General features: G+C 67.3%; 9 protein-coding genes and 1 riboswitch. Of the genes, 2 read left to right on the top strand and 7 right to left on the bottom strand.

Annotation, left to right across the window (positions count from 1 at the left end; genetic code table 11):
- Nucleotides 1-41: 41 nt before the first annotated feature.
- The gene (gene pgeF / locus ACXJJ9_RS01090; protein ID WP_457095447.1) at nt 42-800 is read right to left on the bottom strand and encodes a peptidoglycan editing factor PgeF; all 759 of its coding nucleotides are present in this window, start codon (nt 798-800) and stop codon (nt 42-44) included.
- Between the two features lie 3 nt (nt 801-803).
- The gene (rluD, locus tag ACXJJ9_RS01085) at nt 804-1,778 is read right to left on the bottom strand and encodes a 23S rRNA pseudouridine(1911/1915/1917) synthase RluD (protein WP_457095446.1); all 975 of its coding nucleotides are present in this window, start codon (nt 1,776-1,778) and stop codon (nt 804-806) included.
- Nucleotides 1,779-1,858: 80 nt separating this feature from the next.
- Here rluD and ACXJJ9_RS01080 point away from each other — a divergent pair, with 80 nt between their 5' ends.
- Entirely contained in the window at nt 1,859-2,725 is an 867-nt protein-coding gene (locus ACXJJ9_RS01080) for an outer membrane protein assembly factor BamD (RefSeq protein WP_457095445.1), read from the top strand.
- Nucleotides 2,726-2,982: 257 nt separating this feature from the next.
- Here the strand turns inward: ACXJJ9_RS01080 and ACXJJ9_RS01075 are convergent, their stop codons facing one another.
- The 5 genes from ACXJJ9_RS01075 to sucC all read right to left on the bottom strand — a co-directional run bounded on the left by ACXJJ9_RS01075 (nt 2,983) and on the right by sucC (nt 11,315).
- A complete protein-coding gene (locus ACXJJ9_RS01075) occupies nt 2,983-4,611 on the bottom strand; it encodes an NAD+ synthase (RefSeq protein ID WP_457095444.1) in 1,629 nt (542 codons plus the stop codon).
- Nucleotides 4,612-4,749: 138 nt separating this feature from the next.
- Nucleotides 4,750-5,769 carry a ribonucleotide-diphosphate reductase subunit beta gene (locus ACXJJ9_RS01070; RefSeq protein ID WP_457095443.1) on the bottom strand — a complete coding sequence of 340 codons (1,020 nt, stop codon included), beginning with the start codon at nt 5,767-5,769 and terminating at the stop codon, nt 4,750-4,752.
- Between the two features lie 282 nt (nt 5,770-6,051).
- Nucleotides 6,052-8,385 carry a ribonucleoside-diphosphate reductase subunit alpha gene (locus ACXJJ9_RS01065; protein WP_457096132.1) on the bottom strand — a complete coding sequence of 778 codons (2,334 nt, stop codon included), beginning with the start codon at nt 8,383-8,385 and terminating at the stop codon, nt 6,052-6,054.
- Between the two features lie 376 nt (nt 8,386-8,761).
- A riboswitch (cobalamin riboswitch) is annotated at nt 8,762-9,016 on the bottom strand.
- A gap of 243 nt (nt 9,017-9,259) precedes the next feature.
- Nucleotides 9,260-10,135 (bottom strand): succinate--CoA ligase subunit alpha, encoded by an 876-nt coding sequence (sucD, locus tag ACXJJ9_RS01060; protein WP_310050875.1) that lies wholly within the window; start codon nt 10,133-10,135, stop codon nt 9,260-9,262.
- A 13-nt stretch (nt 10,136-10,148) separates the two neighbouring features.
- The gene (gene sucC / locus ACXJJ9_RS01055) at nt 10,149-11,315 is read right to left on the bottom strand and encodes an ADP-forming succinate--CoA ligase subunit beta (RefSeq protein WP_310050873.1); all 1,167 of its coding nucleotides are present in this window, start codon (nt 11,313-11,315) and stop codon (nt 10,149-10,151) included.
- A gap of 207 nt (nt 11,316-11,522) precedes the next feature.
- Here sucC and ACXJJ9_RS01050 point away from each other — a divergent pair, with 207 nt between their 5' ends.
- Nucleotides 11,523-13,127 (top strand): sensor histidine kinase, encoded by a 1,605-nt coding sequence (locus tag ACXJJ9_RS01050; protein WP_457095442.1) that lies wholly within the window; start codon nt 11,523-11,525, stop codon nt 13,125-13,127.
- Nucleotides 13,128-13,133: the final 6 nt, after the last annotated feature.

The following is a 13,133-nucleotide window of genomic DNA, read 5'->3' as shown; positions in this document are numbered from 1 at the left end:
AACAGACATGTTCTGAACGGACACGTTCAGAGCTGGCGCGTTCAACGAGCCGGGTCCATCCATACCAGCGACGCCATGCGACCGGTGCGCTGGTCGCGACGATGCGAATAGAACGATTGCGGATCGGCGATCGTGCACAGCGCGCCGCCGTGGATGTCGTCGGCACGCAGCCCGGCCTTTTCGAGGCGGCGCCGGGCGAGTGCGTAGAGATCGACATTCCAGTGGTCGGGCCGTGTGACCGTGAAGGCGCGCGCCGCGCCCCAGTCCTTGGCGACGAAGGCGTCGTAGACCTCGACGCCGACTTCGTATCTGCGTGGTCCGGCCGCCGGTCCCAGCCAGGCCACCAGCCGGTCGGGCGGCGTGTGCATCTTGTTCAGGGTGGCTTCCAGCACGCCGGCTGCCAGGCCGCGCCAGCCGGCGTGCGCGGCACCGACTTCGCCGCCGTCCCTCGCCGCGAGCAGCACGGGCAGGCAATCGGCGGTCAGGATCGCGAGCACCACGCCCGGCGTGGAAGTCACCGCGGCATCGGCTTCGGGTTCGATCGACGTGGCGGCCTCGTTGACGCGCGTGACCTCGACCCCATGCACCTGCCGCAGCCAGTGCGGCGCCGATGGCAACTCCGCGTACTCGGCGAGCTGCCGGCGGTTGCGCTCCACCGCGGTTTCATCGTCGCCCGAGCGCAGCCCCTGGTTGAAGCTGTCGAACGGCGCCTGCGACACGCCGGCACCATGCCGCAGCGTGGTGAAGCCGTGCACCGACTTCGGCACGGGCCACGCGGCGGGCAGGAAGGCCGCGTGCATGACTCAGCGACCGTCCTGCTTCGCCGCCACGGCATCGTTGTGCAACGCGCGCACCAGGCCACGCATGTCGTCGGGTACCGGGGCGCTGCAACGCACGGGTTCGCCGCTCACCGGATGCGCGAATTCCAGCACTTCGGCATGCAGTGCCTGGCGGCGGAAGCCGCGCAGCGCCTCGATCAGCTCCGGCGTGGCGCCCTTGGGCAGCTTCAACGGACCGCCGTAGAGCGGGTCACCCACGATGGGGTGCTTGAGGTGGGCCATGTGCACGCGGATCTGGTGCGTGCGACCGGTTTCCAGGCGGCACTCGAGCAAGGTGTGGGCGCGGAAGCGCTCGCGCAGGCGGAAATGGGTGACCGCATCCTTGCCGTCGTCGCGCACGGCCATGCGGATGCGATCACGCGGGTGGCGTTCGATCGGCGCGTTGGCGGTGCCGCCGGACACCAGCGCGCCGACCACGACCGCGAGATACTGGCGGTGCACCTCACGCGAGGACAGCTGCTCGATCAGCGCGGTATGCGCCGGCAGCGTACGCGCGATGACCATGACGCCGGAGGTGTCCTTGTCGAGGCGATGGACGATGCCCGCCCGCGGCAGCGCATTGAGCGCCGGGTCGCGATGCAGCAGCGCATTCACCAGGGTGCCGGCCGGGTTGCCCGCGCCCGGATGCACCACCAGCCCGGCCGGTTTGTTGATCACGAAGACGTGCTCGTCTTCGTGCAACACGTCCAGGGCGATGTCCTCGGGCTCGGAATGGGTCTGCACGTCCAGGACCACGGTCAGGGTCACGGCTTCGCCGCCGCGGACCGGATCGCGCGGCCGGACTTCCCTGCCATCGAGGCGGGCGTCGCCCGACTTGATCCAGGCGGACAGCCGGGAACGCGAGTAGTCGGGGAAGAGTTCGGCCAGCACGGCATCGAAGCGGCGACCGGCGCTGCTGTCGGGAACGGTGGCGGAGAGGAGGTTAGCGGAGCCGCTCATGGGGGGACTTGGTTCAGGGGGCGGATCGCCGGGCTGCTATTATCCGGGTTTCGTGCCTCCGGCGTCCGTCCAAGCCTCCCATGACCCCCAGCTGTAACCGCATCGCTCCGCGCGTCCTGCTTTCGCTGCTGCTGATCGCCGTCCTCGCCGGTTCCGGCTGTAGCAAGGGCTTGTTCAAGGACAAGGAAGCCGATGAAGGCCAGCCGGTCGAAGAGCTCTATGCCAAGGCTCACGGCCTGATGAAGCACGGCAACTGGAACGGCGCCGAAGTGACCTTCCGCCGCCTCGTCGCCCAGTACCCGTACGGTCCCTACACCGAGCAGGCGCTGATCGAAACCGCCTACGCCCAGTACAAGGCGGGCAAGCACGACGACGCGATCAGCAGCATCGACCGCTTCCTGCGCACCTACCCGACCCACCGCAACACCTCGTACATCTACTACCTGCGCGGACTGGTGGATTCGAGCCGCGACACCGTGTTCCTGCAGCAGGTATGGCGCCTCGACCCGAGCCGTCGCGACCTGGCCACCCCGCAGCAGGCGTACAACGACTTCCAGATCGTCGCCGAGCGCTACCCGAACAGCCGTTACGCCGAGGACGCCCGCGCGCGCATGGCCGACCTGCGCAACGTCTTCGCCCGCCACGATCTCGACGTCGCCCTGTACTACCTGCGCCGCACCGCCTACGTGGCCGCGGCCGACCGTGCCAAGCGCGTGCTCGAGACCTACCCGCAGAGCAAATACCAGAACGACGCCGTGGCCACGCTGGCCGCCGCCTACACCGGCCTGGGCAACCAGGTACTGGCCGACGACGCCAAGCGCGTGCTGCAGCAGAACGAACCCAACCACCCGTACCTGCGTGGCGACTGGCCGGACTACCCGAGCAACCTGCGCAAGCTCAACCCGTTCGCGGGCGAGAAGTCGGCGCTGGACAACGAGAAGCACTGACAGCGCTGCCGTGCAATCGCAAAAACGCCGCCCCCCGGGCGGCTTTTTTGTTTGTCGGCGCGCCGCGATGAAACAAGGCAATGTTGGACTCAAACGCGCCGCAGCGCGCGAGGGGAATGAACTGCGTGGAGGGAATGAACCTGCGCCCCGCGCCTGTCAGTCGCCCATATACCCATTGCTGATCGGATAGCGCCGCTCGCGCCGCACCGCGATGAAACACGGCGATGTCGTGGAATGAACTGGCGCTCCCGCGCCCGTCAGTCCCCCGTATACCCATTACTGATCGGATAGCGCCGCTCGCGCCCAAACGCACGGCGGGACACCTTCGGCCCAGGCGCCGCCTGGTGCCGCTTCCATTCACTGATCCGTACCAGCCGCAGCACCCGCTCCACCGTTGCGGCATCGAACCCGGCCGAGACGATGTCCTGGTGCGACTGCTCCAGGTCGACGTGGCGATACAGGATCGCATCCAGCACGTCGTAGGGCGGCAGCGAATCCTGGTCCTTCTGGTTCTCGCGCAGTTCCGCCGATGGCGGGCGGTCGATCACGCCCTGCGGAATGACGATGTCGCCCACGGTGTTGCGCCAGCGCGCCAGCGCGAACACCTCGGTCTTGTACAGGTCCTTCAGCGGCGCGTAGCCGCCGCACATGTCGCCATAGATCGTGGCATAGCCCACCGCATACTCGCTCTTGTTGCCGGTGGTCAGCAGCAGCCCGCCGAACTTGTTGCTCAGCGCCATCATGATCGCGCCGCGGCTGCGCGACTGCAGGTTCTCCTCGGTGGTATCGACCGGGTGCCCGGCGAACTGCTCCGCCAGCGCCTCGAGGAAACCCTGGAACGGTTTCTCGATCGGGACGGTGATCATGCGCACGCCCTGCCTGCGGCATTGCTCCTGCGCGAGGTCATTGGAGATGCCCGCCGTGTAACGCGACGGCATGCGCACCGCGGTGACATTCTCTGCGCCCAGCGCGTCGACCGCGATCGCCAGCACCAGCGCGGAATCGATGCCGCCGGACAAGCCGATCCAGGCCTGCTTGAATCCGTTCTTGGCGAAGTAGTCGCGCGTGCCGCGCACCACCGCGCGCCAGGCCAGGGCATCGCGGCTCTCGTCGCCATCCTCCATCCATTGCAGCGGGGTGAAGCGGCGCGCTTCCGCATCGAAATCCACCACCAGCCACTGGTCGGCGAAGGCCGCCGCCGGATGCACGGTGCCGTCGCCATCGGCGACCACGGAGCCGCCGTCGAACACCACCGCGTCCTGGCCGCCCACGGTGTTGAGATAGGCGATCGCGGCGCCGGTCTCCTGCGCGCGCTGCATCAGCAGGCCATCGCGCTGCGCATGCTTGTCGCGCTCGAACGGCGAGGCATTCGGCACCAGGACCAGCTGCGCACCGGCAGCCACCGTCTCCGCGATCGGCTCGGGAAACCACAGGTCCTCGCAGATGACCAATCCGACCTGCACGCCGTCGAGCTCGAACACGCAGGTATCGCGGTCCGGATCGACATCGAAGTAGCGGCGCTCGTCGAACACCGCGTAGTTGGGCAGTTCGCGCTTGCGGTAGGTGTGGGCGATGCGGCCGTCGCGCATCACGCTGGCCGCGTTGTACACGATCGCACCGGCTGCCTGCGGCCAGCCGACGATGGCCACGATGCCGGTGGCGGCACGGGCGATGCGCCCGATCGCCGCCTCGCAATCGGCAAGGAAGGCCGGGCGCAGCAGCAGGTCCTCGGGCGGATAGCCGCTGAGTGCCAGCTCGGGGAAAAGCACGACGTCGGCGCCGTATTCGTCCCGCGCCGAGGCGATCATCTCGATGAGGCGGTCGGCGTTCTTCGCCACCGCACCGACCGGAAAATCGAACTGCGCCATCGCGATCCGCAACGTCATGCCCTGCTCCAGCCCACGCCTGCGCGCATTCTACTAGGCGTGGCAATTCGGCTTGCGGCGGGCCCGTTCCTTCTCCCGCACTGCCCTCACCCCAACCCTCTCCCGTAAACGGGAGAGGGAGCAACGGCGGCTGCGTCCTCAGAACGCGTCGTCAAAGCCGACCGCGCCGCTGATGCCGACCTGGTAGGCCGAGACGCGGCGCTCGAAGAAGTTGGTCAGCTCCTGCACGTCCTGCAGGTCCATGAACGGGAACGGATTCTTCGCGCCGAACTCCGGCGCCAGGCCCAGCGCGGACAGGCGCAGGTCGGCGACGTACTCCAGGTACTGGCGCATCTCGCGCGGCGACAGGCCGTTGACGCCGCCGGAGAGTACGTCGTCGGCGAAGCCGGCCTCGACCTCGATCGCCTCGCGCAGCATGGCGCGCACATCGCGTTCCATGCCGGCATCGAACAGGCCGGGATCCTCGCTGCGCACGGTATGGATCACTTCCAGCGCGAAGGCCATGTGGCCGGATTCGTCGCGGAACACCCAGTTGGTGCCGCTGGCCAGGCCCGGCAGCAGGCCGCGCGACCGCAGGAACCAGACGTAGGCGAACGCGGCGAAGAAGAACAGGCCCTCGATGCAGCAGGCGAAGCAGATGAGGTTGAGCAGGAAGGCGCGGCGCTGCTCGCGCGTCTCCAACTGCCGCAGCGACTGGATCGAATCCATCCACTTGAAGCAGAACGCGGCCTTGGCGCGGATCGAGGGAATGCTCTCGATCGCGGCGAAGGCCTCCGCGCGGCGCGCCGGATCGGGAATGTAGGCATCGAGCAGCGTGAGGTAGAACTGCACGTGCAGCGCCTCCTCGTACAGCTGGCGCGACAGGTACATGCGCGCCTCGGGCGCGTTGATGTGCTGGTACAGGTTCAGCACCAGGTTGTTCGCCACGATCGAGTCGCCTGTGGCGAAGAAGGCAACCAGGCGTTCGATCAGGTGGCGGTCGGCGGCGCTGAGCTTGTGGCGCAGGTCGTTGAGATCGATGCCGAAATCGATTTCCTCCACCGTCCAGGTGTTGCGGATCGCGTCCTTGTACATCTCGTAGAACGCGGGGTAACGCATCGGCCGCAAGGTGAGGGCGAAGCCGGGGTCGAGCAGGTGCTGGTTTGTCACAGTGGACATGGAACGCTCCAGGGGCGTGGCCCCCCGCTCGCACGGGGAGGGTTGGGGCATGAGGCCCTTCCTCCGCTCACACGGGGAAGGCTTTGGGGCATGAGGCCCCCTCCCCCGCTTTGCGGGGGAGGGTTGGGGTGGGGGCAGGCGGGGGACACGATGACCCCCATCCCAGCCTTCCCCCGCATGCGGGGGAAGGGGCAGGAGAGCAGGTGCGGCGGCGACCGCTACAGCTTCCATGCAGCGCCACGTCCTGTGGCGACCACGGCGCCGCCGCACCTGCATGAAGCGTTACTGGCAGGCCTCGCAGGCCTCCGGGTTCTCCAGCGAACAGGCCAGGGCCTGCTGTTCGGAATAGGCCGGTGCCGGCGCCGCGGCGACGGTCGCCTTGGCAATCCGCGTGGCCGGTCGCGAGCGCAGGTAATAGGTGGTCTTCAATCCCGCCTTCCACGCGTACATGTACATGGACGACAGCCGGCCGATGTTCGGGCTCTCCATGAACAGGTTCAGCGACTGCGACTGGTCGAGATACGGACCGCGCGCCGCGGCGAGATCGATCAACGCCTTCTGTGGAAGTTCCCACGCGGTGCGATACACCACCTTGAGCACGTCCGGAAGCCCGGCCACGTTCTGCACCGAGCCTTCGGCGAGCTTGATCGCGTCGCGCGTTTCCGCGGTCCACAGGCCGAGCTTCTTCAGCTCGTCGACCAGGTAGCGGTTGATCTGCAGGAAGTCACCCGACAGCGTTTCGCGCTTGAACAGGTTGGACACCTGTGGCTCGATGCATTCGTAGCAACCGGCGATCGAGGCGATGGTCGCCGTGGGCGCGATGGCGATCAGCAGCGAGTTGCGCAGTCCGTGCTCGGCGATGCGCTGCTTCAACGCGTCCCACGCCGCGGTGTCGCTGGGCGTGATGCCCCACAGGTCGAACTGCAGCGCGCCGCCGGCGGCGCGCGTCTCGGCGTAGCTCGGATGCGCGCCATGCTGCTCGGCGATCTCGCACGAGGCCTCGAGCGCATGCAGGTAGATGCGTTCGGCGATCTTCGTCGACAGCTGCAGCGCCTCGCTCGAATCAAACGGCAGGCGCAGCTTGAAGAACACGTCCTGCAGGCCCATCACGCCCAGGCCGACCGGACGCCAGCGCAGGTTGGAGCGGCGTGCGGATTCGATCGGATAGAAATTGAGGTCGATCACTCGGTCGAGCTGGCGCACCGCCACGCGCACGGTTTCGGCCAGCTTGTCGAAGTCGAACACTGGCTTGCCGTCGTCGAACAGGGCGACATGCTGGGCGAGGTTGATCGAGCCCAGGTTGCACACCGCGGTTTCTTCAGCCGAAGTGACCTCGAGGATCTCCGTGCACAGGTTCGACAGGTGCACGGTGCGCCCCGGCCCGACCTGGTTGCAGGTGCGGTTGGAGGCGTCCTTGAACGTCATCCAGCCGTTGCCGGTCTCGCCCAGCACTTTCATCATCCGCGCGTACAGTTCGCGCGCCTTGATCGTCTTCGCCGCGAGCCCCTGCTGCTCGGCCTGTACATAGGCGCGCTCGAAGGCCTCGCCCCACAGGTCGACGAAGTCCGGCACCGCGTAAGGGTCGAACAGCGACCAGTCGCCATCCACCTCCACGCGCTGCATGAACAGGTCCGGCACCCAGTTGGCGAGGTTGAGGTTGTGCGTGCGCCGCGCCTCGTCGCCGGTGTTCTCGCGCAGCTCGAGGAATTCCTCGATGTCGGCGTGCCAGGTTTCCAGGTAGATGCAGGCCGCGCCCTTGCGCTTGCCGCCCTGGTTCACCGCGGCGACCGAGGCATCGAGGGTCTTCAGCCACGGCACGATGCCGTTGCTGCGGCCGTTGGTGGAACGGATCAGCGAACCGCGCGAACGGATGCGCGAATAGGCCTGGCCGATGCCGCCACTGAACTTCGACAACTGGGCGACGTCGCCGTAGCGCGCATAGATGTCGGTGAGCGAGTCCTGCGGCGAATCCAGCAGGAAGCAGGACGACAGCTGCTCGTGGCGCGTGCCGGAGTTGAACAGCGTCGGCGAACTGGGGATGTAGTCGAGCGACGCCATCAGCCGGTACAGCTCCAGCGCCGCGGCCGGGTTCTCGGTCAGCGACACGGCGATGCGCATGAAGAACTGCTGCGGTGTCTCGATCACGCTGCGGCGTTGCGGGTGCTTGAGCAGGTAGCGGTCGTACAGCGTGCGCAGGCCGAAGTACTCGAAGCGCTGGGTCTGCGCCGTATCGATCGCATCGTTGAACTTGCGCGCGTTGGCCTCGACGGTGTCGCGCACGCGGTCGTTGATCAGGCCTAGCTCGTGGCCGAGCACGATCGATTGCGAGAACGAATGCACGCCCAGGCCCGACACTTCCTTGTCGATGTAGCCGGCGAGCAGGCGCGCGGCGAGGCGGGCGTACTGCGGCTCCTCGGCGGTGAAGGCAGCAGCGGTGCGGATCGACAGTTCGTCGAGCTCGCGCGTGGTCGCGCCGTCGAAGATGCCGGCGATGGTCTTGAGCGCGACCCGCATCGGGTCGATGTCGTTGAGGCCGTCGCCACAGCGCGTTACCGCGCGCACGATCTTGCCGACGTCGACCGGCTCCTTGCGGCCGTCGCGCTTGGTGATGGTCATGGTCGCCGGCGCATGCGGCGGGGTCAGGGCGAAGCTGCTTTGCGCGGCGTAGTTCGCAGGCGCGGTGGAACGCGCGGTTGAAGGCGTGGCGCTATCGCGTACCGGCGTTTCGGTGGCTGCTTCGGCCAGGGTTTCGATGTGCATGGCTGTCCTCTCCGGTGGATGTGGAGAAGAAGCGAAAGCGGTCGCACGCATTGCGATTGGGCGCTTCGACCCGGATCGCTGCCGCGCACGTGCCAGCCCCCGCCCCCTCGGGCGAGCCGGCTTCAACGCGGGGATGCTGTCCAACAGCATGGAGACGGTGCGACGGCACGGGACGGACTCCCGGCATGGTCGACCGTCGCTCCCCGCGGAGACGCCTGGCCAAACGGAGGCATCGCTGCATCCGGTCGTGGCAGGTTTTCGGGCTTCTGGTCGGGCGGCGGGCCGGGGCTCGCCGTCTTCCTACTGCGCGTCGCTTCCCAGCTGCATCCCGTTACGGGATCGGGCCAGTGCCATTGACGCGGGTCGTTACCAGTTACCGCTGCGGGGCAGCTCCGGAATCGGTCCGAACATGCTCGGAACGGGCCTCACCGGATTCCCTTTAAGCCTTCCCCGGGCGGGGTCGGCACCATCGACAACCACAAGATAGTGGGGGTCGTCGAATCGGTCAACACGAAATATTGATTGAGTCGGGGCGCCCCCATCCCTCCCTTCCCCCGCGCGCGGGGGAAGGGGCAAAGCTTCGGCCCTTGATTCTTGCCCCCCGCTGGTGGCTTCCTCGGTCGCCGCGAATTGCTTCCCCCTCCCCGCCTCGCGGGGGAGGGTTGAGGTGGGGGCACGCAACAACAAAAAGGCCGCCCGGAGGCGGCCTTTCTGCAACACGAAGGCGCGATTACTTGGCGAGGCGTTTCGCGATCGCCGCACCGAGGTCGCCCGGCGACTTCACCGTGGTGACGCCGGCCTTTTCCATCGCTGCGAACTTGCCTTCGGCCGTGCCCGATCCGCCCGAGGCGATCGCACCGGCGTGGCCCATGCGCTTGCCCTTCGGCGCCGAGGCGCCGGCGATGAAACCGACGACCGGCTTGGTCACGTACTTGCTGATGAATTCGGCCGCTTCTTCCTCGGCCGAACCGCCGATCTCGCCGACCATGATGATGCCTTCGGTCTGCGGGTCGTCCTGGAACAGCTTGAGCGCGTCGATGAAGCTCGTGCCGTTGATGGGGTCGCCACCGATGCCGATGCAGGTCGACTGGCCGAGGCCGACGTCGGTGGTCTGCTTGACGGCTTCATAGGTCAGCGTGCCCGAACGCGACACGATGCCGATCTTGCCCGGCAGGTGGATGTGGCCCGGCATGATGCCGATCTTGCACTCGCCCGGCGTGATCACGCCCGGGCAGTTGGGACCGACCAGCACGACGTCGTCGTAACCGTTGAGGGTGTTCTTCACGCGCAGCATGTCGAGGACCGGGATGCCCTCGGTGATGCAGACGATGACCTTGATGCCGGCATCGGCCGCTTCGAGGATCGCGTCGGCCGCGAACGGCGGCGGCACGTAGATGACGGAGGCATCGGCGCCGGTCTCGTTGACCGCATCGGCAACGGTGTTGAACACCGGCAGGCCGAGGTGCTGGGTGCCGCCCTTGCCCGGGGTCACGCCACCGACGACCTTGGTGCCGTAGTCGAGCATCTGCTCGGCGTGGAAGGTGCCCTGCGAGCCGGTGAAGCCCTGGACGATCACCTTCGTATTCTTGTTGATCAAAACAGACATGGGTCGTCGTTCCTTACTTGCCGGCGACGGCGGCAACCGCCTTCTTCGCGCCGTCGTTGATGTCGTCGGCCGGAGTGATGGCCAGACCCGAGTTCTTCAGCAGTTCCTTGCCGGCTTCCACGTTCGTGCCTTCGAGGCGGACGATGACGGGAACCTTGACGTCGACTTCCTTGACCGCGCCGATGATGCCCTCGGCGATCATGTCGCAGCGGACGATGCCGCCGAAGATGTTGACGAAGATCGCCTTCACCTTGTCGCTCGACAGGATCAGCTTGAAGGCTTCGGTCACGCGTTCCTTGGTGGCGCCGCCGCCGACGTCGAGGAAGTTGGCCGGCGAACCGCCGTTGAGCGAGATGACGTCCATCGTGGCCATCGCCAGGCCGGCGCCGTTGACCATGCAGCCGATGTTGCCGTCCATGGTGACGTAGTTGAGGTCGTGCTGGCTGGCCTTGACCTCGGTCTCGTCTTCCTGGCGGATGTCGCGCATCGCGGCCAGTTCCGGATGGCGGAAGGTCGCGTTGTCGTCGGAGTTGATCTTGCCGTCGAGCACGGCGAGATCGCCGTTGGTCATGATGGCGAGCGGGTTGAGCTCGACCAGCGCCAGGTCCTTGTCGTTGAACAGCCTGTACAGGCCCAGCATGATCTTCGACAGCTGGCCCACCTGCTTGGCGTTGAGGCCGAGGGCGAAGCCGAGGTCGCGGGTCTGGTAGGGCTGCAGGCCCTGCACGTAGTTCACGTGCAGCGTCTTGATCGCTTCGGGCTTCTCGTGCGCGACCTGCTCGATGTCCATGCCGCCTTCGGCCGACGCGATGAACGTGATCGACTTGCTGTCGCGGTCGACGAGCACCGACAGGTACAGCTCCTTGGCGATGTCGGTGGCCTGGGTCACCAGCACGCTGTCGACGGGCAGTTCCACGCCGGCGGTCTGGTAGGTGGCCATCTTCGTGCCGAGCATGCCCTTGGCGTACTCGCGCACTTCATCGAAGGTCTTGGCGAGCTTCACGCCGCCGGCCTTGCCGCGGCCGCCCGCATGGATCTGGGCCTTGACCACCCAGAAGTCGCCGCCGATGGCCTTGGCTGCATCGACAGCCTCTTCCGGCGTGCGCGCTACGCGCCCGGCCGGCACCGAAATGCCGTAATCGGCAAAGAGTTGCTTTGCCTGGTATTCGTGGAAATTCATGCGTCACCGAGGGGAAGGAAAGAACCCGCGCCAGAACTCGCGGCCAGGGTGGCCGCCGCGCGAGGGGCAGCATTGTCGCCGATCGGGGCGGCCGGGGCAAAACGCGGGTCCTTCTCCCCGCGTGCGGGGAGAAGGACCCGTCAGGGCGGATGAGGGGCGCACTGCCCGCCCCTATACTCGGCCCGCGCCACCCCCAGGGACTTCCGCTTGACTACTCGCCCCGCCGCCCAAGCCGACAGCGCGCTGCGCCGCGAGTTGCACTTCTTCACCCTGTTCCGGCTGTTCGAAGCCGCGCTGCTGACCTTCCTGTTATTCGGCCCGGTGCGCGATTACGTCACCGAGCCGCGCGACGAGGGCATCGCCAAGGCCACGGTGGTCAGCTACCTGTTCGTCGCGCTGGTGCTGTTCGTGATCCGCAAGCGCGGCGACCTGCAGTTGCAGGCACTGACCGGAATCGCGTTCGACCTGTTCTTCTGCATCCTCGCCGTGTATGCGTTGCCGGGGACGCGGGCGGGCATCGTCCTCATGCTGATGTTCAACGTCGGCGCGGCGGCGCTGCTGCTGCCGACGCGCTTCGGCCTGGGCGTCGCCACGCTCGCCGCTGGCGCGCTGATCCTCGAATATTTCTGGAACGCAAGTACCGGCGACACCTCGCGCGGGATCGCCGAACCGCTGCTGTTCGCGACCGGCTACATGGCCACCGCCACGCTGACCAACGTGCTGGGCCGGCAGATGCGCGAAAGCGTGGACCTTGCCGCGCGCCACGGCGAGGACGCGGCGTCGCTCGCCGAAGTCAACGAACTGATCATCCGCCGCCTGCGCACCGGCGTGCTGCTGATCGATAAACACGGCCACCTGCGCCTGGCCAACGAAGCGGCGATGCTGCTGTTGAGCGACAGCGGCGACCACCCGGGCGAAGGGCGCAACCTGCACGTGGCCGCACCGGCATTGGCCAAGCGGCTGGAGACTTGGCGCGAAAGCAGCCGTGCCGACGACACGCCGCTGCAGCTCGCCCCCGACCTGCCCGAAGTCGTGCCGCGCTTCACCCGCCTGCGCGCGGGCAGCGACCAGGTCCTGGTCTTCCTCGACGACACCAGCATCGTTTCGCGCCAGGTCGAATCGATGACGCTGGCCACGCTGGGCCGCTTCTCGGCCAGCCTCGCCCACGAGATCCGCAATCCGCTGGCGGCGATCAATTACGCCGTGCAGTTGCTCGAAGAGTCGAAGGACCTGCCCACGGCCGACCTGCGCCTGCTCGAGATCGTGCGCCAGCAGGGACAGCGCATGAACGGCATCGTCGAAAACGTCCTCGGCCTCGCCCGCCGCGAGCCCGCCAAACCCGAGCACGTCGACCTGATCGCCTTCACCCGCCGCTTCGTCGAGGACTATGCCAGCAGCCATCCGCTGGAGCACGACACGCTGCTGGCCACCGGCAAGCCGACCGCGCTGTTCACCCTCATCGATCCCCGCCAGTTGCACCAGGTCCTGACCGCGCTGGTCTACAACGCCCTCACCTATGGCCGCATGCCGGGCCAGCCGGCGCGCGTCTACGTCCACGTCTCCGTCGACGACGACGGGATCCCGGCGATCGATGTCCGCGATCGCGGACCGGGCGTGCCCGAGTCCGTGGTGCGCCAGCTGTTCCGCCCGTTCTTCACCACGTCGGGCCATGGCACCGGCCTGGGCCTGTACATCGCGCGCGAGCTCTGCCGCGCCAACCAGGCCACGCTCGAACATGTGTCCCTGCCCGGCGGCGGCGCCTGCTTCCGGATCGGGCTGTCGGCGCCCAGCCCCCTGATGGGCGGTAGCTGACCTGCC

Source organism: Lysobacter sp. P5_B9, assembly GCF_054049835.1.
This window is presented reverse-complemented; position numbering and strand designations above follow the sequence as displayed.